This is a genomic window from Variovorax atrisoli, assembly GCF_014195185.1.
GTDB classification, from domain to species: Bacteria; Pseudomonadota; Gammaproteobacteria; order Burkholderiales; family Burkholderiaceae_C; genus Variovorax; species Variovorax atrisoli.
In genome coordinates this window covers 73,655-97,773 of sequence record NZ_JACIBG010000006.1, presented here as the reverse complement: position 1 = coordinate 97,773, position 24,119 = coordinate 73,655, and the positions used below count along the sequence as shown (strand labels likewise).

Below are 24,119 nucleotides of genomic sequence, written 5' to 3'. Positions count from 1 at the left end.
CCTACTTGCCCGCACACCGGCCCTGCCGCATGATGCGACTCAAACACCCCTTCGCTCCGATCAGACATTCTTTGGCGGCGGCGGCGGGGCAAATAAAAACATTCCACTATCTGGCGATCCTTTCCCCGAAGGAGTGTCGATGTTGCAATCTCAGCGCCTGCGAACCCTGGGTCTGTGCCTGGCCCTCGGCGTGCTCTTGAGCGCCTGCGATCCCAAACCCCCCGCACCCAAGGCCAGCGCCGGCACGACCGGCGCCAGCCCCACCGGCATCACGCCTGCCGAGTCCGGCGACAAGGTCGAGTCCACCACGTCCCACAACGGGCCGTCCGAAGGCGGCGCAGCCGTCGGCGGCATGAGCGGCCCGGGCGGCGCCGGCTCGTCCGGCGGCGCGGCGCCCGCGCCCAGCGCTGGCGACGGTTCGGCGCCGAAGTAGCGCGGCTTGCCAGCTTTCGTTCGAGTTACCCGTAAGAAGAAGAGAAGACCACGATGAAACGCCCCCCCACTTCACCGCCGCAGGAGGTTCCGTCATGGACATGAACCGCCGGCAATTCTTCCGCGTCAGCAGCGCGGGGCTGGTCGGCTCCAGCATCGCCGCGCTCGGCTTCTCGCCGACCGCCGCGCTGGCCGAGGCCCGCAACTTCAAGCTCGCGCGCACCACCGAGACACGCAACACCTGCCCGTACTGCTCGGTGGGCTGCGGCCTCATCATGTACAGCCTGGGCGACAAGGCAAAGAACGTGGTGTCCGACATCCTCCACATCGAGGGCGATGCCGACCACCCCGTCAACCGCGGCACGCTGTGCCCCAAGGGCGCCGGCCTGCTCGACTTCGTGCACAGCCCCATGCGCCTGAAGTACCCCGAGGTGCGCGAACCCGGCGCCACGGAGTGGAAGCGCATCGGCTGGGACGAGGCGCTCGACCGCATCGCCAAGCTGCTGAAGGCCGACCGCGACGCCAACTTCCAGACCACCAACGCCGACGGCAAGACCGTGAACCGCTGGACCAGCTCCGGCATGCTCTGCGCCTCGGCCTCGTCCAACGAAACCGGATACATCACGCACAAGGCATTCCGCTCGACCGGAATGCTGGTGTTCGACAACCAGGCACGCGTCTGACACGGACCTACGGTGGCCAGTCTGGCCCCGACGTTCGGCAGAGGCGCGATGACCAACCACTGGCAGGACATCCAGAACGCGGATGTCGTGCTGATCATGGGCGGCAACGCCGCGGAGGCGCATCCGTGCGGCTTCAAGTGGGTCATCGAAGCCAAGAAACAGAACAAGGCTCGCCTGGTGGTGGTCGACCCGCGCTTCACGCGCTCGGCCGCCATGGCCGACTACTACGCGCCGATCCGCGCGGGGTCGGACATCGCCTTCCTGGCGGGGGTCATCAACTACCTGCTGAGCAACGACAGGATCCAGACCGAGTACGTCCGCAACTACACCAACGCGACCTTCATCGTCGGCCCCGACTACAAGTTCGAGGACGGCCTGTTCAGCGGCTACAACGCCGAGAAGCGCAACTACGACCCCAAGTCGTGGGGCTACGCACTCGACGAGCAGGGCATGGCCAAGGTCGACATGAGCATGCAGGACCCGAACTGCGTGCTTCAGGTGATGAAGCGGCACTATTCGCGCTACACGCCCGACATGGTGAGCCGCATCACCGGCACGCCGAAGGACAAGTTCCTGAAGGTGTGCGAGTACATCGCGAGCACCAGCACCTCCCAGCGCACCATGACCATCATGTACGCGCTGGGCTGGACGCAGCACAGCCAGGGCTCGCAGATGATCCGCACCGGCGCCATCGTGCAGCTGCTGCTGGGCAACATCGGCGTGCCGGGCGGCGGCATGAACGCGCTGCGCGGCCACAGCAACATCCAGGGCCTGACCGACCTGGGGCTGCTGTCGAACTCCCTGCCGGGCTACATGTCGCTGGCGCGTGACAGCGAGCAGACGCTGGAGGACTACTACAAGACCCGCGCGCTCAAGCCCCTGCGGCCCAACCAGATGAGCTACTGGCAGAACTACCCGAAGTTCTTCGTCAGCATGCAGAAGTCGTGGTGGGGCGACGCGGCCACGGCGGAGAACGAGTGGGCCTTCCACTACCTGCCTAAGATCGACAGGCTCTACGACGTGCTGCAGGCCTTCGAGCTCATGAACCAGGGCAAGCTCAACGGCTACATCTGCCAGGGCTTCAACCCGGTGGGCTCCTTCCCCGACAAGAAGAAGATCGTCGACGGGCTCTCGAAGCTCAAGTTCCTGGTCACCATCGATCCGTTGCAGACCGAGACCAGCGAGTTCTGGCGCAACTTCGGCGAGTTCAACGACGTCAAGACCGCCGACATCCAGACCACGGTGTTCCGACTGCCTTCCACCTGCTTCGCGGAGGAGGACGGCTCGCTCACCAACTCCAGCCGCTGGCTGCAGTGGCACTGGAAGGGCGCGGAGCCGCCGGGCGAGGCCAAGGGCGACATCGAGATCGTCGCCGGCATCTTCAACCGGCTGCGCGCCGCCTACGCGAAGGACGGCGGCGCCTTCCCCGATCCGATCGTCAAGCTCACCTGGCCCTACAAGATTCCGCACTCGCCCTCCGCGCAGGAACTGGCGATGGAATACAACGGCCGCGCGCTCGCCGACCTGACCGATCCGAAGGACCCGACCAAGCCGCCGCTGGCCAAGGCCGGCGAACAGCTCTCGGGCTTCGGCCTGCTGCGCGACGACGGCAGCACCGCCAGCGGCTGCTGGATCTACTCGGGCGCATGGACGCAGGCCGGCAACCAGATGGCGCGGCGCGACAACGCCGACCCGTACGGCATCGGCATGGTGCAGAACTGGGCGTGGGCCTGGCCGGCGAACCGGCGCATCCTCTACAACGGCGCGTCCACCGACCCCGCCACCGGCAAGCCATGGATCGCCAGGCGCGGCCTGATCGCGTGGAACGGCAAGCAGTGGGCAGGTTCGGACATTCCCGACATCCGGCCCGACGCCAACCCGACGGAAGCCGACGCGGTGCGCCCCTTCATCATGACCGCCGAGGGCGTGGCGCGCCTGTTCGCGCCCACCGGCATGGCCGAAGGACCGCTGCCCGAGCACTACGAGCCGTTCGAGTCGCCGCTGGTCAACAACCTGATGCACCCGAACAACGAGAAGGCGCGCGCCAACCCCGCGGCACGCATCTTCAAGGGCGACCTCGAGAGGCTCGGCGTGCCGAAGGACTTCCCGTACGTGGCGACCAGCTACCGGCTCACCGAGCACTTCCACTACTGGACCAAGAACGTGCGTACCTCGGCCATCATCCAGCCGCAGCAGTTCGTCGAGATCGGCGAAGAGCTCGCGAAGGAGAAAGGCATCGGCCACGGCGACATGGTCAAGGTGTCGAGCAAGCGCGGCTACATCAAGGCCGTGGCCGTGGTCACCAAGCGCATCGTGGGACTGCAGGTGGACGGGCGCACGGTCCATACCGTGGGGCTGCCGAACCACTGGGGCTTCGTGGGCATCGCCAAGCCCGGCTATCTGGTGAACACGCTGACGCCGTTCGTGGGCGACGCGAACACGCAGACGCCGGAGTACAAGTCCTTCACCGTAAACATCGAGAAGGCCTGAACGATGTCATCTCTTCAAACCCTAGACATCGCCGCCCGCTCGGCCACGACCACGCCGTCGCCCGAGATCCGCCATCGGCCGCAGATCCAGCCGGTCGCGAAGCTGATCGACGTGTCGGCCTGCATCGGCTGCAAGGCCTGCCAGGTCGCATGCATGCAGTGGAACGACCTGCGCGACGAAGTCGGCACCACGCACGGCACCTACGACAACCCGGTCGACCTCACGCCCGCCTCCTGGACGGTGATGAAGTTCTCCGAGGTCGAGCCCGAAGCCGGTAAGCTCGAATGGCTGATCCGCAAGGACGGCTGCATGCACTGCGAAGACCCCGGCTGCCTGAAGTCGTGCCCCTCGCCGGGTGCCATCGTCAAGTACGCCAACGGCATCGTCGACTTCATCAGCGAGCATTGCGTGGGCTGCGGCAACTGCGTCACCGGCTGTCCCTTCGACGTGCCGCGCATCAGCAAGGTCGACAACAAGGCCTACAAGTGCTCGCTGTGCTCCGACCGCGTGGGCGTGGGCCTGGAGCCGGCCTGCGTGAAGGCCTGCCCCACCGGCGCGCTGCACTTCGGCACCAAGGAGGACATGCACGAGTACGCCTCGGAGCGCATCGTCGACCTGAAGGAGCGCGGCTTTGCCAACGCCGGCGTCTACGACCCGGCGGGCGTGGGCGGCACTCACGTGATGTACGTGCTGCAGCACGCCGACCGGCCGCAGCTGTACGCCGACCTTCCGAAGGACCCGCACATCAGCCCGCTGGTGTCGCTGTGGAAGGGCGTCGCCAAGCCGCTCGCCGTGGTCGCCATGATCGGCGCCGTGGTGGGCAGCTTCTTCCACTACATGAAGACCGGCCCCATCGAGCCCAAGGACGACCATCCCGACGCCGACCGCGACGGCAGGCCCGACGACGTGGTGGTGATCGAGCAGCCGCCGGCCTCGGCCTCTTCGACGCCGCCCACCGCACCCCGCGCCTGAGGAGAAGAACGCGATGACACGCTACTACCTTCGCCGCTACCGCGACGCCACGCGCATGAACCACTGGTTCGTCGCGATCATGTTCTTCGCCGCGGCGCTCTCGGGCCTGGCCTTCTTCCATCCGAGCCTGTTCTTCCTGAGCGCGCTCTTCGGCGGCGGGCCCTGGACGCGCATCCTGCATCCCTTCATGGGGCTGCTGATGGTGCTGGGCTTCGTGTTCCTGTTCTTCACGATGTGGCGCGAGAACATCCTCGACAAGGGCGACCGCGATTGGATCGCCAATGCGCCGAAGATGCTCAAGGGCGACAAGTCGAGCATGCCGCCGGTGGGCAAGTACAACGCCGGCCAGAAGCTGGTGTTCTGGGCCTTCGGCATCAGCCTGCTGCTGTTGCTGGTGACGGGCTTCATGTTCTGGAGTCCGTGGTTCGTGGGCTTCTTCCCGATCCTCCTGCGGCGCATCGCGGTGGTGGTGCACGCGGCCTCGGCCGTGGTGCTGATCCTCTCGGTCATCACGCACATCTACGCGGCCATCTGGGTCAAGGGCACGCTGCGCGCGATGACGCGCGGCACGGTCACCGAAGGCTGGGCCAAGCTCAACCATCCGCTGTGGCACCGCAAGATGACCCGGGGGGAATGAACTGGTTCTCTCCAGGCTGCGCGCACTTCGTGTGGCGCCCGCCTTCCCCCCTTCCGGGGGCGATACCTCCGGCTCGGCAACGGCGGTTCCGCGGCATCCTGCGAACAAACCCGGGCCGCCCTGCGGGGACTCGGGGCGATCGCGTATCGCAAATCGTGCGAATGGCTGTAGAGTCGTCCGGATGAGCAGTTCCAACGGCAATCCACCGCCGATCCGGACCACCCGCGTCCTCGAGCCGGAGCAGATCGCCATGCAGGCCGGGCGGCAGATGCCGTTCCTGCGCCTGCCGGTGCGCTCCCTCGCCTTCTCCGACCGCCAGCTCAGGCTGCGGCAGCTCGCGGCATCGCATCCGATGCGCGAGTACCTGATCTTCATCGCCGACCTCGCCCAGGCGCAGCACCAGGTGCTGCAGGGCTACGCGCCTGTCGAGCTGCCCGGATCCGAAGCGCTCGAGGCCGCCGCGAAGGTGCTCAAGCCGCCGATGCCCGCCTTCGGCTGGACGCGCGATCCGGTCTGGCTGAATGAACTGCGCCGGCTGCTCGCACTCTTTCGCGCAAGGCTGCCCGAAGGCCCCGCACGCGACACGCTCGACCGCGTGGCGGCCGCCGACGACGCATGGATCGACGCGCAGGCCGACCGGCTCTCGCGCCGCATCATGTTCGGACTCGACCTCGCCGCGGCGCCGCTGATCGCCGCCGGGCTGCAGGCCTACTGGACGCACCTGGTGCTGCAGGTGGCCGAGAGCGCAGGCGAGAACATCTACGGCCGCACCGACCCCGGCAACGAATGCCCCTGCTGCGGCAGCGCACCCACAGCGAGCATCACGCGCATCGGCGCCGACGAGGCGGGCTTTCGCTACCTGCACTGCTCGCTGTGCGGCACCGAGTGGCACTACGTGCGCATCAAGTGCACGCACTGCGAGAGCACCAAGGGCATCCACTTCGAGTCGCTGGCGCCGCAGCCCGGCGTGGAACTTCCCGCCACCGGCGCGCGCGAAGGCGCGGTGAAGGCCGAGTGCTGCGACAGCTGCGGCCACTACCTCAAGCAGGTCGTGATGGAGAAGGACCCCGAGGTCGAACCCGTCGCAGACGACCTGGCGAGCGTCACGCTGGATCTGCTCGTGTCCGAAGGCGGCCACCAGCGCAGCGGCCACAACCTGATGCTGCTGTTCAGCGACCCCGAAATACCAGACGACGGCGGAGGCGGCTGATGGCGATGCCCGAAGAGTCCGTGGTCCACGGCTCGACGGCAAGGCCCCAGGATCTGCCTTCTGTCGATCAATTGCTGCGCCTCGCCGTGCCGGGCGCATTGCTGGCCGAGCACGGCCACACGCTCGTGGTGAAAGAGGCGCGCGCGCTGCTCGAAGGGCTTCGCGCACAAGCCGTCGCAGGCAAGCTCGCCGCTGCCGACGTGCGGCCCGATGCGCTCGGCGACTCGCTCGCCGCGCGCATCCAGTCGCGCCTCGCGCCGCGCATGAAGGCGGTGCTGAACCTCACGGGCACCGTCATCCACACCAACCTGGGCCGCGCCTTGCTGGCCGATGCGGCGCTGCAGCGGCTGCTGGCGGTGATGACGTCGCCCAACAACCTCGAGTACGACCTCGCCACCGGCAGCCGAGGCGACCGCGACTCGCTGGTCGAAGAGCTGCTGTGCACCATCACCGGCGCCGAGGCCGCCACGGTGGTCAACAACAACGCCGCCGCGGTGCTGCTCACCATCGCGGCGCTGGCGCGCGAACGCGAGGTGATCGTCTCGCGCGGGGAACTGGTGGAGATCGGCGGCGCCTTCCGCATGCCCGACGTGATGGCCAGCGCGGGCGCTCGCATGGTCGAGGTCGGCACCACCAACCGCACGCATCCGCAGGACTACGAGCGCGCCATCAACGAGCGCACCGCGCTCGTGATGAAGGTGCACACCAGCAACTACGCGGTGCAGGGCTTCACCTCGGCCGTCGACGAGGCCACGCTCGCCGGCATCGCGCATGCGCGCGGCGTGCCGCTGGCCACCGACCTGGGCAGCGGCTCGCTGGTCGACCTCGCGCGCTACGGCCTGCCGCGCGAGCCGCTGCCGCAGGAGATGCTCGCGGCCGGCTGCGACGTGGTCACCTTCTCGGGCGACAAGCTGCTGGGCGGACCGCAGGCCGGCCTCATCGTGGGCAGCAAGGAAGCCGTGGGCCGCATCCGCAAGTTCCCGATGAAGCGCGCGCTGCGCATGAGCAAGCTGCCGCTGGCCGCGCTCGAGGCGACGCTGTCGCTCTACCTGCGGCCCGAGCGCCTCGCGCAGGACCTGCCGACGCTGCGGCTGCTCACCCGGCCCGCCGATGCGATCCGCGAGATGGCCGAGGCGTTGCGCGAGCCTGTGCAGGCGGCCGTGGCACCGCGCTTCACGGTCGAGGTGGTGCCGCTGCTCGGGCAGATCGGCTCCGGCTCGCTGCCGGTGGAGCGCCTGCCCTCGGCGGGCCTCGCGCTCGCGCCGGCCGGCACCTCGAAGAAGGGCATCGGCACCGCGCTGGACGCCCTCGCCACCGCGCTGCGCGGCCTGCCGCTGCCGGTGATCGGACGCATCGCCGAAGACCGCCTGCTGCTCGATCTGCGCTGCCTGGAAGACAGCATGCCCTTCACCGGCCAGCTCGCCACCCTGCGCGAGCGGCTGCTGTAGCGCCCCCTTTCCCTCAACCACCTGTCTGGAGAAAGCGATGAGTCCCCTCGAAGTGCTCGCCGGAATCGAAACGCAAACGCTGAAGCCCCTGGCCCAGCGCACCGACGCCGAGGGACGCTTTCCACGAGAGACGATCTCGGCGCTGGGCGAGTCCGGCCTGCTCGGGCTGGTCTCGGCCGCGTCGGTCGGCGGACAGGGCCTGGGCCTGAAGGAGGCCGCGCAGGTGGTCTCGCGCATCGCGCAGACCTGCCCCTCCACCGCGATGATCGTGTGCATGCACTACTGCGCCACGGCCGTGCTCGAACAGTTCGGCCCCGAGGACACGCGCCGCGCCGTCGCCAGGGGCACGCACCTGAGCACGCTGGCCTTTTCCGAGGCCGATTCGCGCAGCCACTTCTGGGCGCCCACCGGCACCGCGCGCGCGGACGGCAGCGGCGTGGTGCTCGACGCCCGCAAGAGCTGGGTCACCTCCGCCTTCGAGGCCGACAGCTACGTGTGGTCGAGCAAGCCGCTCGCGGCCGAGGGCGCCAGCACGCTGTGGCTGGTCGACGCGAAATCCGACGGGCTGAGCCAGCCCGGCCGCTTCGACGGGCTGGGGCTGCGCGGCAACGCCTCCACGCCGATCACCGCGAGCAACGTGCGCGTTCCCGCGAGCGCCAGGCTCGGCGAGGACGGCAAGGGCTTCGACACCATGATGGGCGTGGTGCTGCCGTGGTTCTCGGTGCTCAGCGCGGCCTGCTCGACCGGCCTGATGGAAGGTGCGCTGCAAGGCGCCATCGGCCACGTGGGCCAGACGCGTCACGTGCACCTCGGCTCATCGCTGGCCGACCTGCCCACCATCCGCGCCTACCTTGCGAAGGGGCGCATCAAGGCCGACATGGCACAGGCGCTGCTGGCCGACACCATCGAAGCCATCGGCGCGGGCCGCGCCGACACCATGCTGCGCGTGCTCGAAGTGAAGGCGGCCGCCGCCGAGACCGCACTCGAAGTCACCGACATCGCGATGCGCGTGTGCGGCGGCGCGGCCTTCCGCAAGGAGGCGGGCATCGAGCGGCTGTTCCGCGACGCCCGCGCGTCGAGCGTGATGGCGCCGACCTCCGACGTGCTCTACGACTTCATCGGCAAGGCCGTCATCGGCCTGCCGCTGTTCTGAGGAAGGATCGATTCCATGCCTGAACCCAAACTGATCATGGGCGCGGTGGCTTACGCGCCCAAGGTCGTCACCATCTGGGAGGGCTTCAAGGCCTTCTTCGCGAAGAACGGCTTGGCCTTCGACTACGTGCTGTATTCGAACTACGAAAGCCAGGTCGAGGCGCAGTTCGACGGCACGCTGCACCTCGCCTGGAACTCGCCGCTGGCCTGGGTACGTGCCGAGCGCATCGCGCGCAGCCGGGGCCTGAAGGTGCAAGCCGTGGCCATGCGCGACACCGATTGCGACCTGCGCTCCGCCATCGTCGTGCGCGCCGACAGCCAGGTGCAGTCGCTGGTCGACCTGCGCGGCAGGACCATCGGGTTCGGCGCGCTCGATTCGCCGCAGGCCACGCTGATTCCGCTCGACCACCTGCGCAGCGAAGGCCTGGTGAAGCAGCGCGACTTCCAGGCGCGCTACTTCGACGTGCTCGGCGGCAAGCACGGCGACCACATCGGCGGCGAGCGCGATGCGGCGCTCGCGCTGATGGCCGGCGAGATCGACGCCTGCTGCCTGATCGACGGCAACCACCTGGCCTTCGGCCTCGACGGCACGCTGCCGCCGGGCGCCACGCGCGTGTTGGCGCGCACCGGCGCCTACGACCACTGCAACTTCACCACCAGCCCCGGCGCACCGGCCGGGCTGGTCGACCGCTTCGTCTCGCTGCTGATGGCGATGCGCTGGGACGACCCGCAGGTGCGCCCGCTGCTCGAACTCGAAGGATTGCGCGAATGGCGCGCCGGCCGCACCAGCGGCTATGCGCTGCTCGAACGCGCGGTGGACGACGAAGCCTTCTACGACGGCGATGGCCGCATCACCAACCCCGACTATCGATATTGAGTCGCTGGGCCTCGACCAGGGCGCCCTGCTGCTCATTCGCCGCGCGCTGGCCGAACGGCCAGTGGGCGGCGAGCTGCGCGTGCGCGGGCGCTCGCCGGACTGGCGCATGCACCTGGAGGCCTGGTGCCGCAGCCAGGGTCATGCGCTGCGCTTCGATGCCGGGCAGGATGAAGCGGCCATCACGCGCGGCCCGCATGCCGAGGGCCGCTGGCTGGGCGCTCAATCGACAGGCGACGCCGGCGATGCCCCGGCCCCGGACGCCCCGCCCGGCTGGGGCCTGGCCGCGCGCGGCGCCACGGTGGAAGCCGGCAGCCCGCCCTTCTTCTTCGCGCTGCACCGCCGCGACGAGCTCTGGGCCGCCACGGCCGGCGAGCTCTATCGGCAGGCGGCCGCGGCCCAGTGGGACCCGGCCACCGCCATCGACTGGGACGCACCCTTCGAGCTGCCGGACGCCGTCGAAGCCGCCGTGGTGCAGGTGATGACCTACCTGATCGAGAACGAGAACGCCGCGCTGCTGGTGCCGGCGCGCCACCTCGGGCAGATCCACCCGCACTTCCGCGAGGTGCTGCAGCTGCTGGCGCTGCAGTGCGCGGACGAGGCGCGGCACGTGGAGGTGTTCACGCGCCGCGCCACGCTGCGCGGCCACCGGCCTGCGCTGTCGACGGCGGGCGGGCAGGCCTCGCTGCGCACGCTGTTCGATGCGCCCGATTTCTCCATTGCCACCTTCCTGCTGGCGGTGCTCGGCGAAGGCAGCTTCGTGAACCTGCTCAATTTCCTGCATGCGCACGCGCCCGACCCGGTGACCCGGCAGATCGCGCGGCTCGCGGCGCGCGACGAGGCGCGCCATGTCGCCTTCGGCATGGCGCACCTGGAATACCGGCTCTCGGTGCAGCCCGACTACCAGGTGCGGCTGCGCAACGCCATCGAGCTGCGCTACGACACGCTGGCCGGCACGGCGGGCCTCAACGAGGAGGTGTTCGACTCACTGGTGCTGCTGGCGGCCGGCGAACTCTCGCCCGCTTCCATTGCGCGCGGGCACGCGGCCGTGCAGCAGCTGCAGCGCGACATGGCGGCCGGGCGCCGGGCGCGGCTCTCGCGGCTGGGCTTCGGGCACGACGAGGCGCAGCGCCTCGCCGAGCTGCATACCCGCAACTTCATGTGACGGCATACCCACGATGATCATCGGCACCGCAGGCCACATCGACCACGGCAAGACCACGCTGGTTCGCGCGCTCACCGGCGTCGACACCGACCGGCTGCCCGAGGAAAAACGGCGCGGCATTTCCATCGAGCTCGGCTATGCGTACCTGCACTCGCCCGACGGGGTGTCGCTGGGCTTCGTCGACGTGCCGGGCCACGAGCGGCTGCTGCATACCATGCTCGCCGGCGCGACCGGCATCGACCACGCGCTGCTGGTGGTGGCGGCCGATGACGGCGTGATGCCGCAGACACGCGAGCACTTCGCGGTGGTGGCGCTGCTCGGCGTGCGCGAGGCGACGGTGGCCATCACCAAGATCGACCGCATCGACGAGTCCGTTCGCGAATCGCGTCTGGCCGAGGTGCGGGCCGGCATCTCCGCCCTGCTCGCGCCCACTCCGCTGGCCGGGGCGCCCATGCTGGCGGTGTCGGCCACCACGGGCGAAGGCATCGACGCGCTGCGCGAGCGGTTGCTGGAGGTCGCCCGTCAGGAACATTCACGCGAGGAAGGCCTGGCCTTCCGCCTCGCGGTGGACCGGTCGTTCAGCCTCTCCGGCGTGGGCACCGTCGTCACCGGCACGGTCTTCAGCGGCACGGTGCGCATCGGCGACGAGCTGCGCATCGCGCCGGGCAGCCGCACGGTGCGCGTGCGCGGCATCCATGCGCAGAACCAGCAGGCCGAGTCGGCGCACGCGGGGCAGCGCTGTGCGCTCGCACTGGCCGGCGTCGGCAAGGACGAGGTGCATCGCGGCGAGTGGGTCTGCACGCCGTCGGTTGCGCTCGCCTCCGCGCGCATCGACATCCTGCTCACGCTGTGGCCCGACGAGGCGAAGCCGCTGCGCTCGGGCGCGACGGTGCATGCGCACCTGGGTGCGAGCGACGTGATGGCGTCGGTCGCGCTGCTCGACCGCGATGCCCTCGCGCCCGGAGAGACCGCCCTTGCCCAGTTGGTGCTGCGCGAGCCTGCAGGCGCATGGCATGGCGACCGCGGCGTGCTGCGCGATGCCTCGGCTACGCGCACGGTGGCGGGCGTGCGCGTGCTAGATCCGTTCGCGCCGGTGCGCTATCGCCGCACGCCCGAGCGGCTGCGCACGCTGGCGGCGTGGGCCATCGACGAACGGGCTGCCCGCGTGGCCGCGCTGCTGCACAACGCGCCGCTGGGCATCGACACCGCACAGGCGGCGCGTGCGCTCTCACTGGCCGACGAAGAGGCTCTTCCGCTGCCGGCCGACGCGGTGCGCATCGGCCACACGGCCATCGCTCGGTCGCACCTGGGCGTGCTCGAGGAACAGATCGCCGAGCGCCTCGCGGATTTCCATCGCACCGCGCCGGACGAAGTCGGCCCCGATGCGCGCCGCCTCAAGCGCCTTGCCGGCCCGCGCACGGACGACGCGCTCTGGCGCCATGCGCTCGACGAGCTGGTCGCGCACGGCACGCTGGTGCGCAGCGGCACCTGGCTGCATCTGCCCGACCATGCCGCGCGCCTCAACGAGGCCGAGCAGAAGCTCGCGCAGAAGCTGCTGCCCAGGCTGGCCGACGGCGGCTTCGACCCGCCGTGGGTGCGCGACCTGGCCAAGGACTGCGCGGCGAGCGAAGCGATGGTGCGGCAGACGCTCGCGAGCCTCGCGCGCCGCGGCGAGACCTTCCAGGTGGTGAAGGACCTGTACTATCCATTGGCGACCGTGGAGCGCCTTGCGGCGATCGCGCGCGATTGCCTCGACGGGCCCGCGGGCCTTGAGGCCGCGAGCTTCAGGGACGCAACCGGGCTGGGGCGCAAGCGCGCGATCCAGCTGCTGGAATTCTTCGATCGTGTGGGCTACACGCGGCGCGTGAAAGACACGCATCTGCTGCGGCCGGATACGTCGTTGTTCGGGGCAAGGCCTTGAACGACGAACCGGATCATGGAGGGAGATCGCCCCTGGTGGGGCGGCCGGGCTTCAAACCCGGTTGGTGGCGCCAGCCGTCGCCGGGAAGGTTCGACTCCTTCCTCCCTCCGCCGTCGAGCGGGCATTCGCCTGCTGCGCGATCCGATCTTGCACCTGCGATGCTCGACGTACCCATGTACGTCTGCGCTTCTCGGCGCAAGCTCGGACCGCTCGCGACGGCGACTGCCCACTCGACGAGTCGGCGTAGAACTGCTTCTTCAGGGCACCACGTGCAGCGACGGCTCGCCGGCTTCCACGCGGCCGATGACGGCGGCGCGCGCGAAGCCCTCGTCGCGGAACACCTTCAGCACCGCATCGACCGCATCGGGCGCGCAGCTCACGAGCAGGCCGCCCGAGGTCTGCGGATCGCTCAGCAGGTTCTGCGTGGTGGCGTGCAGGCCGGGGACGAGTTTCACGTCGGCGCCGTATCCGGCCCAGTTGCGGCCGGATGCGCCGGTGACCATGCCTTCGGCGGCCATCACCACCACGTTCTCGAGCAGCGGCACCCTCGACCACTCGATGACGGCCCTGAGCTTTGCGCCGCGCGCCAGCTCGAGCGCGTGGCCGGCCAGGCCGAAGCCGGTGACGTCCGTGAGCGCATGCACGCCGTCGAGAGCCGACAGCGCGATGCCGGGGGTGTTGAGCTTCGTCGTGTTCTCGATGAGCTGGCGGTAGCCGGTCTCGGAGAGCTGTTCCTTCTTGAGCGCGGCGGAGAGCACGCCCACGCCCAGCGGCTTGCCCAGCACGAGCACGTCGCCGGCCTTCGCGTCGGCGTTGCGGCGTACGCGCTCGGGGTGCACCAGGCCCATGGCGACGAGGCCGTAGATGGGCTCGACCGAATCGATGGTATGGCCGCCCGCAATGGGGATGCCGGCCGCGCGGCACACGTCCTGTCCGCCGCGCACGATCTCGGCGACGACTTCCACGGGCAGCTGATTTATGGGCATGGCGACGAGCGCCAGCGCCATGATCGGGCGCCCGCCCATCGCGTACACGTCGCTGATCGCGTTGGTCGCGGCGATGCGGCCGAACTCGTACGGGTCGTCGACGATGGGCATGAAGAAGTCGGTGGTCGCGATCAGCGCCTGCTGGTCGTTGAGCCGGTAGACGGCTGCGTCGTCGGCGGTCTCGATGCCCACCATGAGCTCGGGCGGGATCAGCCCGCCGGCCTGGTTCTTCAGGATCTGCGACAGCACGCCGGGCGCGATCTTGCAGCCGCAGCCGCCTCCATGCGAAAAACTCGTGAGGCGCAGCGGCGCGAGCGGGTTCATGAGAGTCGGGTTCATGTCGCGATTATCGAATCGGGCCCGCTTTCTACAATCCCGTCCCTTCCTATCCCGCACGTCCCAGAGGCGCATCCATGAAAAAGACTCTCACCCGACTGGCCCTTGGCCTGACCTTCTCCGCCGCGAGCCTCGGCGCCTTCGCGCAGGGCGTGCTGCGCGTGTCGGCCATTCCCGACGAGGCGCCCACCGAGCTGCAGCGCAAGTTCACGCCGCTGGGCGACTACCTCAAGAAGGAAACCGGCATGGACGTGCAGTTCACGCCCGTGACCGACTACGCCGCCGTGGTCGAGGGCCTGGCCACCAACAAGATCGACCTGGCCTGGCTCGGCGGCTTCACCTACGTGCAGGCGCGCATCCGCACCAACGGCGGCGCGGTGCCCATCGTGCAGCGCGCGGAGGACGAGGTGTTCACCAGCAAGTTCATCGTGCCGGTGGACAGCACCGCCAAGACGCTGGCCGACCTGAAGGGCAAGACCTTCGCGTTCGGCGCGCCCTCCTCCACCTCGGGCAGCCTGATGCCGCGCTACTTCCTGCTGCAGGCGGGCATCAACCCCGAGAAGGACTTCAAGACCGTCGCGTTCTCGGGCGCGCACGACGCCACCGTGGCCTTCGTGGCCGCCTCGCGCGCCGAGGCCGGCGTGCTCAACGCCTCGGTGTGGGACAAGCTGGTCGAGGCCAAGAACCCCAACGCCGCCAAGGTGCGCGTGCTGGCCACCACGCCGACCTACTACGACTACAACTGGACCGTGCGCCCCGGCCTCGATCCCGCGGTCACGAAGAAGCTGACCGACGCCTTCCTCAAGCTCGACCCGGCCAATCCGGCGCACAAGGAAATCATGGCGCTGCAGCGCGCGAGCAAGTTCATCCCGACCAAGTCGTCGAACTACGACGGGATCGAGACGGCGGGCAAGTCGGCTGGCCTGATCAAGTGAGCCTGCGCGGATGAGTTTTTCGCTGGAAGGCGCGGGCGTCGTCCATCCCAACGGCCAGCGTGCGCTGGCCGGCGTGACGCTGTCTGCGCGCGATGGCGAACGCATCGCCGTCATCGGCCCTTCGGGGGCAGGCAAGACCACGCTGCTGCGCGTGCTCGGCGCGTCGCTGCGGCCCGGCGAAGGCGAGGTGCAGGCGCTCGGCGCCAGGCCGTGGCAGCTGCCCGCGGCGGCGCTGAAGAAGCTGCGCGCCCGCATCGGCACCGTGCACCAGTCGCCGCCCATCGCGCCGAGGCTGCGCGTGGTCACTGCCGTGCTCGCAGGGCGGCTCGGCGAATGGTCGATGCTGCGCGCGCTGGGCTCGCTGCTGCATCCCTCGGACATCGCCGGTGCGCACGAGGTGCTCTCGCGCCTTGCGCTGGAAGACCGCCTGTTCGAGCGCTGCGACCGGCTCTCCGGCGGCCAGCTGCAGCGCGTGGGCATCGCACGCGTGCTCTACCAGCGCCCAGCCCTGCTGCTGGCCGACGAGCCGGTGTCCGCACTCGACCCCACGCTGGCCGACGCGGCCATCGGCCAGCTCGTCGCGCAGAGCGAATCGACCGGCGCGACGCTGATGGCATCGCTGCATGCGGTGGACCTCGCGCTGCGCTGGTTTCCGCGCATCGTCGGCATGCGCGCCGGGACGGTGATGTTCGACCTGCCGGCATCGCAGGTCACGCCAGAGATGCTCGATGCGCTCTACGCGAGCGAAGGCGGCATCGCGACGCAACGGCCGCTGCCGGCGGGTGCGACGACAGCGGCGGCGGTGGAGGCGGCCTTCCATCGGCCCGACTGCCCTTGAGCACGAACATCGCTTCCCCGTCCATGCGCGACCCGCACGCCGCGCGGCGGCTGGCCGCCTGCGCCGCCGCGCTCGTCATCGCGTGGCCGATGCTGGCGCTGTCCGAATTCAAGCCATGGGCGCTCTTCACCGACGGCAATCTGGCGGTCATCGGCGGCTTCCTGGCGGGTTTCTTCCCGCCCGACGGCTCGCCGGCCTTTCTCGCGCTGCTGCTCAAGGCCACGCTGGAGACGCTGGCCATGGCCACGGCCGGCACCGCGCTCGCGTTGCTGATCGGCGCTCCGCTGGGCTTCGTGACGACCCGCGCGCTGTCCATCTCGCGCATCGGGCCGGGGCCGGGCCGGGTGCAGGCCGGCATCGTGCGGCAGGCGGCGCGCTGGCTGCTGATGGTGCTGCGGGCGATTCCGGAGATCGTCTGGGCGCTGCTGTTCGTGCGCGCACTGGGGCTCGGCCCGGCCTCGGGCGTGCTGGCGCTGGCCATCACCTACGGCGGCATGCTGGGCAAGGTCTACGCGGAGATCCTCGAATCGGCCGACACGCGCCCGGCCCGCGCGCTGCTCGAAGGCGGCAGCGGGCGGCTGGCTGCGCTGTGCTACGGCCTGCTGCCGAACACGGCGCAGGAGCTGGCCTCCTACACCGTCTACCGCTGGGAATGCGCGGTGCGCGCGTCGGTAGTGATGGGCTTCGTCGGCGCGGGCGGACTGGGGCAGTTGATGGACCAGTCGATGAAGATGCTCAATGGCGGCGAGGCCAGCAGCATCCTGCTGGTGTTCCTGGCGCTGGTGCTGCTGGCCGATCTGCTGAGCAGCGCGCTGCGGAGGCTGCTGGCATGACGACGAAGACGCTGCCTCCGCGCCCGCCGCCGTGCTGGCGATGCCGCATCGCGCTGCTGCTGATCGGCGCGGCCGTGGTGGCGAGCTTCGTCTACCTCGGCATCGACTACCGGGCGCTGGGCTCGGCGGAATCGCTCAAGCTCATGGGCAGGTTCGTCGCCGAGTTCTTCCCGCCCGACATGTCGCCGGACTTTCTCGCCAAGGTCGGGCATGGGGCATTGCAGACGCTGGCGGTGTCGGCCCTCGGTACCGTGCTGGCGGCGCTTGCGGGCGCGGTGCTGGCCTTGCCTGCCTCCGGTCGCGCCGGCTGGATGCCTCGCCATGTGGCGCGATTTGCCCTCAACTTCCTGCGCAGCGTGCCCGAACTGGTCTGGGCCGCGCTGATGGTGCTGGCCGCCGGCATCGGGCCGTTCGCGGGCGCGCTGGCGCTGTCGCTGCACACCACGGGCGTGCTGGGGCGCCTGTTCGCCGAGGCGCTCGAGAACGCCCCGCGGGAGCCCGAGCACGCGCTGACGCTCTCGGGCGCCGGCCCCGTCGCCGCCTTCAGCTACGCCAGCCTGCCCATCGTGCTGCCGCAGTGGGTGGCCTACACGCTCTACCGCTGGGAAATGAACATCCGAATGGCGGCCGTGCTGGGCTTCGTGGGCGGCGGCGGACTGGGGCAACTGCTGTACTTCCACCTGTCGATCTTCCAGCAGCAGCAGGCGATGACGGTGCTGATCGCGATGTTCGTGCTGGTCACGCTCGTCGACTTTGCGAGCGCTCGCTTGCGCAAGGGACTCGGGCCGGCCTACGCCTGAGCGCCCCGGTCGCCGACAATCGGGGGCATGAGGTTCCTTCTGCCATGAGTCATCGCCAGCCCGTGCGGGTGGCCGACCGCCACGCCTTCGACACGCTGATCGACGCCCGCTCGCCGGCCGAGTTCGCGCTCGACCACATTCCCGGCGCCATCAACTGCCCGGTGCTGAACGACGAGGAGCGCCACATCGTCGGCACCGTCTACGTGCAGACGGGAGCATTCGAGGCGCGGCGCATCGGCGGTGCGATGGTGGCCGCCAACATCGCGCGGCACCTGCGCGAGACGCTGGCCGACCGGCCCGAGAACTGGAAGCCGCTGGTCTACTGCTGGCGCGGCGGCATGCGCAGCGGCTCGATGGTCACCTGGCTGCGCCTGGTCGGCTGGGACGCGCAGCAGCTCGCGGGCGGCTACAAGAGCTTCCGCCGGCACGTGATCTCGCAGATCGACATGCTGACGCCCAGGCTCGACCTGCGCGTGATCTGCGGCGCCACCGGCAGCGCCAAGACGCGCGTGCTGCACGCGCTGGCCGCGCGCGGTGCTCAGGTGCTCGACCTGGAAGATTTCGCCTGCCACAAGGGATCGCTGCTCGGTTCGCTGCCGGGCGTGGCGCAGCCCTCGCAGAAGCACTTCGAGACGCGCATCGCGGCGGTGCTCGAAACCCTCGACCTCTCGCGTCCGCTGTACGTGGAGGGCGAGAGCATCCGCATCGGCCGCCTGTCGCTGCCATTGCCGCTGGTGGCACGGATGCGCGCCGCGCCGTGCATCGAGGTGTCGGCTACGCCCGAGGCACGGCTGGCCTATCTGCTGCGCGACTACGCCTACCTTGGCGACGACCGCGACGCGCTGGCCGACAGGCTCGGCGCGCTCAAGGAATTGCAGGGCAAGGAGACCGTCTCTCGCTGGCAGCAGTGGGCGCACGAGGCCGACCTGCCGCATCTGTTCTCGGAGCTGATGTCGCTGCACTACGACCCGCATTACCAGAAGTCGCAGGAGCTGCATTTCCGCGCCTGGGCGCAACGTCAGAGCGTGACGGCGGGCGATCTCTCGGATCAGGGCATCGAGGCCGTGGCCGATGCGGTGCTGGCGCTCGAAAGAGCCGCGCCGCCGAGCCCGTCGGCATAGAGCACGCCCCGCGGCGCGCGGCACAGCCCCCAGAACCGCAGGCCGCACAACTCGGCCATGCGCACGCCCATGGCAGTGGGCGCGGAGATGGTCGCCATCGCCGCGATGCCCACGCGCGCGCACTTGCGCACGAGTTCGTGGCTGCCGCGGCTGGACATCAGCACGAAGCCCGGCTCCTGCAGGCGGCCCGCCTGCGCGAGGCTGCCGATGAGCTTGTCGAGCGCGTTGTGACGGCCGACGTCTTCCATGAGATCGGTGAGTTCGCCGTCGACGGTGGCCCATGCGGCTGCATGGATCGCACCGGCCTCGGCGTTGAAGACCTGGCGCGGCGGCATGGCGGCGAAGGCGCGCAGCACGGTCGCGAGGTCGATGCGTTCGATCCAGTCGCGCCGGGGCACGGGCTGCGGAGAGAGGTCGAGCCCCGCGAAGCTCTCGACGCCGCACACGCCGCAGCCGGTGCGGCCCGCGAGGCTGCGGCGGCGGTCCTTCAGGCGCTCGAAGCTGCGCGTGGAGATCTCGAGCTGCACCTCGATGCCGGGCATGCCTTCGGGCAGGCCGGCTTCGGTCGCATCGACGGTGCGCACGTCGATGCCGCGGCAGTCGGCGGCGGTGTCGAGGATGCCCTCGCTCAGCGCGAAGCCGAGCGCGAAGGCTTCCATGTCCTGCGGGGTGGCCATCATCACCGCGTGCGAGACACCGTTGAACACGAGCGCCACCGGCACCTCGGCCGCGAGCGTGTCGTCGCGCAGTTCGCCTTCCGGCGCGACGCCGCGTTCGCCGAACACGCGCACGGCGTGCCGCGACAGCGGCGGCAGGGTGTCTTCGGAATCGTCGTGATCTGGCTTCGACATGTGGGCTCCGGCTGGGCGAGCCATTGTCGGCTCAGTCGCGGTTTTCGTCTTCGGGAGGCAGTGTTCTCACCTGCGCCCGCCCGGCTTCGAGCAGGTGCGCGACCCAGCGGTCGTCGTGCTGCACCACCCGCACCCAGCCCGGGCCGCGCACGCCGCCGATGGCGGCATCGCCCATCATCGTGAGCCGGCGCATCAGCACGCTGGCACCCTGGCCGAGCCGCTTGCCCAGCCGCGGCAGCGAGACGCCGGTGCCTTCGGGCTCCTGCGCGAGCATGCGCAGGATGGCGACCGACAGGCTGTCCTGCAGCAGGGCGCTCACGGCGTGCCTCCGCCCCGGCGTGCTGCGATGCGAGCCCTCTTCGAAGCGGCCGTGCAGGGGCTCACGCGGCCACCACGCCGCCGGCCTCGTCCTCCGCCAGCTTCTGGATCGGCAGCTCGTGCGGCACCAGCACCACGGGAATGGACTTGGAAGTCGGCGTGCCAGCGTTTTCCGCCACGGCAGACAACGGCACCAGCGGATTGGTCTCGGGGTAGTAGGCCGCGAGGTTGCCGCGCGGGATGTCGTAAGCCACCAGCTTGAAGCGGTCGGCACGGCGCTCCTGGCCGTCGTTCCACACGGTCTGGATGTCGACCCAGTCGCCGTCCTTCATGCCCAGGGCGCGGATGTCTTCCTTGTGGATGAAGACCACGCGGCGCTGGCCGAAGACGCCGCGGTAGCGGTCGTCCATGCCGTAGATGGTGGTGTTGTACTGGTCGTGCGAACGCGTGGTCAGCAGCGTGAAGACGATGGTGTCGCCCTTCTTGGCGCCGTTCTTGGCGAAGCGGGCGCGGGCGCGGTGCGAAGGCGTGTCCAGCGGCACAGCGTGCGTGAAGAACACGGCCTTCCTCGAGGCGGTGTTCCACACCCGCTCGCTCGCGGTGTTGCGCAGGCGGAAGCCGCCGGGGTGCGCCACGCGGACGTTGAAGTCCTTGAAGTCGTCGAACACGGCTTCGATCTTGTCGCGGATGCGCGAATAGTCCTCGATGAGCCAGAGCCACGGCGTCTTGCTGCGCGCGCCCAGCGTGGCCGCCGCGAGCCGCGCCACGATGGCCGGCTCGGACAGCAGGTGCTCCGACGCGGGCGGGTTGATGCCCATCGAGATGTGCACCATGCTCATCGAGTCTTCCACCGTCACGCCCTGCTGGCCGCCGGCCTGCATGTCGATCTCGGTGCGGCCCAGGCACGGCAGGATCAGCGCCTCGCGCCCGTGGATCACATGGCTGCGGTTGAGCTTGGTGGTCACGTGCACCGTGAGCTCGCACTGCTTCAGCGCCTTCCAGGTCTGGTAGGTGTCGGGCGTGGCGGCAGCGAAGTTGCCGCCGAGCGCGAAGAACACCTTGCCCTTGCCGTCGAGCATCGACTGGATGGCCTCGACCGTGTCGACGCCGTTGCGTCGCGGCGGCTCGAATCCGAACACCTGCTGCAGGCGGTCGAGCAGCGCGGCGGGCGGCTTCTCCCAGATGCCCATGGTGCGGTCGCCCTGCACGTTGCTGTGGCCGCGCACCGGGCAGGCGCCCGCGCCTTCGCGGCCCATGTTGCCGCGCATCATCAGCAGGTTGCCGATCATCTGGATCGTGGCCACCGAATGCTGGTGCTGGGTGATGCCCATGCCCCAGCAGGCGATGACGCTCTTCGCGCCCAGGTACACGTCGGCCGCGGCGCGGATCTGTTCCTCGCTCAGGCCCGATTCGCGCACCAGCACGTCCCACTGCTCGGCGCGCAGGTCGGCCGCCAGCGCCTCGAAGCCGGTGGTGTGCTCGGCGATGAATGCATGGTCGAGCACCGAGGGCTCGCCGCGCGCCACGGCCTCGTCCTCGCGCTCGAGGACGTGCTTCATCATCCCCTTGAGGGCGGCGAAGTCGCCGCCCACGCGCAGCTGGAAGTAGTGCGTGCTGATGGGCGTGGAGCCCAGGGTCGCCATCTCCAGCTTGTCCTGCGGGTCGGCGAAGCGCTCCAGGCCGCGCTCGCGCAGCGGGTTGAAGCTCACGATGCGCGCACCGCGCTTCGATGCCGCGCGCAGCTCGCCGAGCATGCGCGGGTGGTTGGTGCCGGGGTTCTGGCCGAAGATGAAGATCGCATCGGCCTTCTCGAAGTCGTCGAGGGTGACCGTGCCCTTGCCCACGCCGAGCTGCGGGCGCATGCCGCTGCCGCTGGGCTCGTGGCACATGTTGGAGCAGTCGGGAAAATTGTTGGTGCCGTACTCGCGCACGAAGAGCTGGTACAGGAAGGCTGCTTCGTTGCTGGCCCGGCCCGAGGTGTAGAAGATGGCCCGGTCGGGGTCGGGCAGCGCGTTCAGGTGGCGGGCGATGCGCGCGAAGGCGTCGTCCCACTCGATCGGCACGTACTTGTCGCTCGCCGCGTCGTAGGCCATGGGGTGGGTGAGCCGGCCCTGGTCCTCGAGCCAGAAGTCGCTCTGCTCGGCCAGCTCGGCCACCGTGTGCTTCGCGAACAGCTCCGGGCCGGCGCGGCGCGCAGTGGCCTCGGCGGCCACGGCCTTCACGCCGTTCTCGCAGAACTCGAAGGTGGAGGCATGGTTGCGGTCGGGCCAGGCGCAGCCCGGGCAGTCGAAACCGTCAGGCTGGTTGGCCGACAGCAGCGTCTTCGCGCCCTTGATCGGAATGTCCTGCCGCAGCAGCGCGTTCGTCACGCTGCGCAATGCGCCCCAGCCGCCCGCCGGGCCCTTGTAAAACTCGATCTTCTGCTCGCTGCTCATGCGAGCGAGTGTTCGCCGCGGGCCGGCGGAGCGTCAAATTGAATCGGGACATGCGGCGATTCAAAAAGGAAATGAACGGGCCGCCTCAGGCTCCCCGCGTGTCCCGCATCAGCAGCCCCCTCAACTTGCGCCGCAGCGGCGTGTCTTCCACGAGGCGGGCACCGGCCGCCTCGTGCAGCGCGAAATCGCGGCTCTCGGCGTTGTGCAGGTCGATCTCGCGCACCACCCGGCCTTCGCTGTAGACGAAGGCCACGTCGGCCAGCGCGAGGACGTCCTCGATGTCGTGCGTGATCATCAGCACCGGAATGCCCCACTGCCTGCGCACCTGGGCGAGTTCCTCGCGCAGTTCGGCGCGCAGCATGGGGTTGAGGGCGGCGAAGGGCTCGTCGAGCAGCAGCACCTGGGGTTCGCAGGCCAGGGCGCGGGCGAGCGCCACGCGCTGCCGCTGGCCGCCCGAGAGGGTCTGCGGACGGCTCTCGGCCAGGGCGGCGAGGCCGAAGTTCTCGAGCAGTGCGTGGACGCGCTCGGCATCCTTCGCGGCGGGCTTGGGGCGGTGCCATGCGGTCAGGCCGAAAGCCACGTTCTCGCGCACGCTCAGGTGCGGGAACAGCGCGTAGTCCTGGAAGAGGTAGCCGATGCGCCGCGCCGGCGCGGGCACGTCGATGCCCTGCGCCGAGTCGTACAGCGTGCGGCCGTCGAGCCTCACGTGGCCCGAACTGGGATGCAGCAGGCCGGCGATGGCCTGCAGGGTGAGCGACTTGCCCGCGCCCGACGGGCCGTAGAGCGCGGCGAAGGGCACGTCCGTCGCGAAACGCACCGCGAGATCGAAGCGCCGGCGGCCGTCGGCCACCGTGAGCTTCAGATCGACGTCGATCATGGCTTGCCGAATCCGTAGCGCGCGAGCACTTCCTGCGCGGCGGGCGTCGCCAGGAAGGCGATGAAGTCGCCGGCCAGCGCCTTCTGCCTGCTCTCGGCGACCACGGCGATCGGATAGGTCACGGGCGTGTGGCCGGTGGGCGTGAAAGCGATCCTGACCTTGTCGCCGGCGATGGCCGCGTCAGTGCGATAGACGAAGCCGGCCTCGGCCTCGCCGCGGCTCACGTAGTCGAGCACCTGACGCACGCTGTCGGCCTGCACGAACTTGGGCTCGAGCGTGGTCCAGAGGTTGGCGCCGTCGAGCACCTGCCTGGTGTAGCGGCCGACCGGCACGGTCGCGACCTTGCCGACGGCGATCTTCTTGACATTGGCACCGCTCAGGTCCTGCAGCGATTTCAGGCCCACGCCTTCCCTGGCGGGCTCGATGAGCACCAGGCTGTTGGTCACGAAGTCCTTGCGCGTGGCGGCATCGATGGCCTTCTGCTCGACGCCGCGGTTCATCGTTTCCTGGTCGGCGCTGGCGAACACGTCCACCGGCGCGCCCTGCCCGATCTGCTGCAGCAGCACGCCCGAGGCCGCGAAGTTGAAGCGCACCGACGCGCCCGCCTTGGCGGCCTCGAACTTCGGTCCGATCTCCTTGAACGCGTCGGTCAGGCTCGCGGCGGCGGACACGGTGATCTGCTGCGCGGCGACAGCCAGCGGCAAGCCCAAGGCAACGACGAAGGACAAAAGACGCAACGGACGCATGATGATCTCCAGGAATTGATAGAGAGCCGAGGATTGAAAAGAGACCCCTTCCCCTTCGG

At 69.6% G+C, this 24,119-nt stretch carries 21 protein-coding genes and 1 tRNA gene; 16 read left to right on the top strand and 6 right to left on the bottom strand.

What is annotated here, in order from left to right; genetic code table 11:
* The first annotated feature begins 139 nt into the window (after positions 1 to 139).
* The 11 genes from FHY06_RS20990 to FHY06_RS20940 all read left to right on the top strand — a co-directional run bounded on the left by FHY06_RS20990 (position 140) and on the right by FHY06_RS20940 (position 13,094).
* Positions 140 to 433 (top strand): hypothetical protein, encoded by a 294-nt coding sequence (locus tag FHY06_RS20990; protein ID WP_019656657.1) that lies wholly within the window; start codon positions 140 to 142, stop codon positions 431 to 433.
* Between the two features lie 94 nt (positions 434 to 527).
* Positions 528 to 3,605 carry a formate dehydrogenase-N subunit alpha gene (gene fdnG / locus FHY06_RS20985; protein WP_184606229.1) on the top strand — a complete coding sequence of 1,026 codons (3,078 nt, stop codon included), beginning with the start codon at positions 528 to 530 and terminating at the stop codon, positions 3,603 to 3,605.
* Between the two features lie 3 nt (positions 3,606 to 3,608).
* Entirely contained in the window at positions 3,609 to 4,577 is a 969-nt protein-coding gene (gene fdxH, locus FHY06_RS20980; protein ID WP_019656654.1) for a formate dehydrogenase subunit beta, read from the top strand.
* 13 nt (positions 4,578 to 4,590) lie between these two features.
* Positions 4,591 to 5,214, top strand: a complete 624-nt coding sequence (locus tag FHY06_RS20975; RefSeq protein WP_019656653.1) for a formate dehydrogenase subunit gamma — start codon at positions 4,591 to 4,593, stop codon at positions 5,212 to 5,214.
* A 181-nt stretch (positions 5,215 to 5,395) separates the two neighbouring features.
* On the top strand, positions 5,396 to 6,424 hold the full coding sequence (gene fdhE, locus FHY06_RS20970) for a formate dehydrogenase accessory protein FdhE (protein WP_184606228.1): 1,029 nt from the start codon (positions 5,396 to 5,398) through the stop codon (positions 6,422 to 6,424).
* Entirely contained in the window at positions 6,424 to 7,872 is a 1,449-nt protein-coding gene (gene selA, locus FHY06_RS20965; RefSeq protein ID WP_184606227.1) for an L-seryl-tRNA(Sec) selenium transferase, read from the top strand. The genes fdhE and selA overlap by 1 nt, the downstream gene beginning before the upstream one ends.
* 37 nt (positions 7,873 to 7,909) lie before the next feature.
* Positions 7,910 to 9,025, top strand: a complete 1,116-nt coding sequence (locus FHY06_RS20960; protein WP_184606226.1) for an acyl-CoA dehydrogenase family protein — start codon at positions 7,910 to 7,912, stop codon at positions 9,023 to 9,025.
* Between the two features lie 15 nt (positions 9,026 to 9,040).
* Positions 9,041 to 9,901 (top strand): phosphate/phosphite/phosphonate ABC transporter substrate-binding protein, encoded by an 861-nt coding sequence (locus FHY06_RS20955; RefSeq protein WP_184606225.1) that lies wholly within the window; start codon positions 9,041 to 9,043, stop codon positions 9,899 to 9,901.
* Positions 9,867 to 11,063, top strand: coding sequence for a diiron oxygenase (locus tag FHY06_RS20950; protein ID WP_184606224.1), 1,197 nt, complete (start codon positions 9,867 to 9,869; stop codon positions 11,061 to 11,063). The genes FHY06_RS20955 and FHY06_RS20950 overlap by 35 nt, the downstream gene beginning before the upstream one ends.
* Positions 11,064 to 11,076: 13 nt before the next feature.
* On the top strand, positions 11,077 to 12,984 hold the full coding sequence (selB, locus tag FHY06_RS20945) for a selenocysteine-specific translation elongation factor (RefSeq protein ID WP_184606223.1): 1,908 nt from the start codon (positions 11,077 to 11,079) through the stop codon (positions 12,982 to 12,984).
* A 17-nt stretch (positions 12,985 to 13,001) separates the two neighbouring features.
* Positions 13,002 to 13,094 (top strand) — tRNA-Sec (locus FHY06_RS20940).
* 147 nt (positions 13,095 to 13,241) lie between these two features.
* Here the strand turns inward: FHY06_RS20940 and selD are convergent.
* Positions 13,242 to 14,309: a selenide, water dikinase SelD gene (gene selD, locus FHY06_RS20935; protein WP_260310557.1), complete on the bottom strand. Its 1,068-nt coding sequence runs from the start codon at positions 14,307 to 14,309 to the stop codon at positions 13,242 to 13,244.
* A 74-nt stretch (positions 14,310 to 14,383) separates the two neighbouring features.
* Between selD and FHY06_RS20930 the strand changes: the two genes are divergently transcribed.
* Genes FHY06_RS20930 through mnmH form a run of 5 tightly spaced genes read left to right on the top strand, consistent with a single transcriptional unit; the run spans position 14,384 to position 18,833 of the window.
* A complete protein-coding gene (locus FHY06_RS20930) occupies positions 14,384 to 15,241 on the top strand; it encodes a putative selenate ABC transporter substrate-binding protein (RefSeq protein ID WP_019656645.1) in 858 nt (285 codons plus the stop codon).
* A 10-nt stretch (positions 15,242 to 15,251) separates the two neighbouring features.
* Entirely contained in the window at positions 15,252 to 16,079 is an 828-nt protein-coding gene (locus FHY06_RS20925; protein WP_132753923.1) for a phosphonate ABC transporter ATP-binding protein, read from the top strand.
* A gap of 23 nt (positions 16,080 to 16,102) precedes the next feature.
* Positions 16,103 to 16,912: a PhnE/PtxC family ABC transporter permease gene (locus tag FHY06_RS20920; RefSeq protein WP_184606388.1), complete on the top strand. Its 810-nt coding sequence runs from the start codon at positions 16,103 to 16,105 to the stop codon at positions 16,910 to 16,912.
* Positions 16,909 to 17,712, top strand: a complete 804-nt coding sequence (gene phnE / locus FHY06_RS20915; protein WP_126183098.1) for a phosphonate ABC transporter, permease protein PhnE — start codon at positions 16,909 to 16,911, stop codon at positions 17,710 to 17,712. Before FHY06_RS20920 ends, phnE begins: the two co-directional genes overlap by 4 nt.
* Before the next feature lie 44 nt (positions 17,713 to 17,756).
* Positions 17,757 to 18,833: a tRNA 2-selenouridine(34) synthase MnmH gene (mnmH, locus tag FHY06_RS20910; protein ID WP_184606222.1), complete on the top strand. Its 1,077-nt coding sequence runs from the start codon at positions 17,757 to 17,759 to the stop codon at positions 18,831 to 18,833.
* On the opposite strand, the gene fdhD is transcribed toward mnmH, so the two are convergent.
* From fdhD to modA, 5 genes are all read right to left on the bottom strand, one after another.
* Positions 18,761 to 19,684: a formate dehydrogenase accessory sulfurtransferase FdhD gene (gene fdhD, locus FHY06_RS20905; RefSeq protein WP_132799360.1), complete on the bottom strand. Its 924-nt coding sequence runs from the start codon at positions 19,682 to 19,684 to the stop codon at positions 18,761 to 18,763. The two genes, mnmH and fdhD, sit on opposite strands and share 73 nt — an antisense overlap.
* A gap of 31 nt (positions 19,685 to 19,715) precedes the next feature.
* A complete protein-coding gene (locus FHY06_RS20900) occupies positions 19,716 to 20,003 on the bottom strand; it encodes a hypothetical protein (protein WP_184606221.1) in 288 nt (95 codons plus the stop codon).
* Between the two features lie 61 nt (positions 20,004 to 20,064).
* Positions 20,065 to 22,437 (bottom strand): FdhF/YdeP family oxidoreductase, encoded by a 2,373-nt coding sequence (locus FHY06_RS20895; RefSeq protein WP_184606220.1) that lies wholly within the window; start codon positions 22,435 to 22,437, stop codon positions 20,065 to 20,067.
* Positions 22,438 to 22,522: 85 nt separating this feature from the next.
* Positions 22,523 to 23,314, bottom strand: coding sequence for an ABC transporter ATP-binding protein (locus FHY06_RS20890; protein ID WP_019656637.1), 792 nt, complete (start codon positions 23,312 to 23,314; stop codon positions 22,523 to 22,525).
* Complete coding sequence (modA, locus tag FHY06_RS20885; protein WP_019656636.1) at positions 23,311 to 24,060, bottom strand: molybdate ABC transporter substrate-binding protein; 750 nt, start codon at positions 24,058 to 24,060, stop codon at positions 23,311 to 23,313. Before modA ends, FHY06_RS20890 begins: the two co-directional genes overlap by 4 nt.
* Positions 24,061 to 24,119 lie beyond the last annotated feature (59 nt).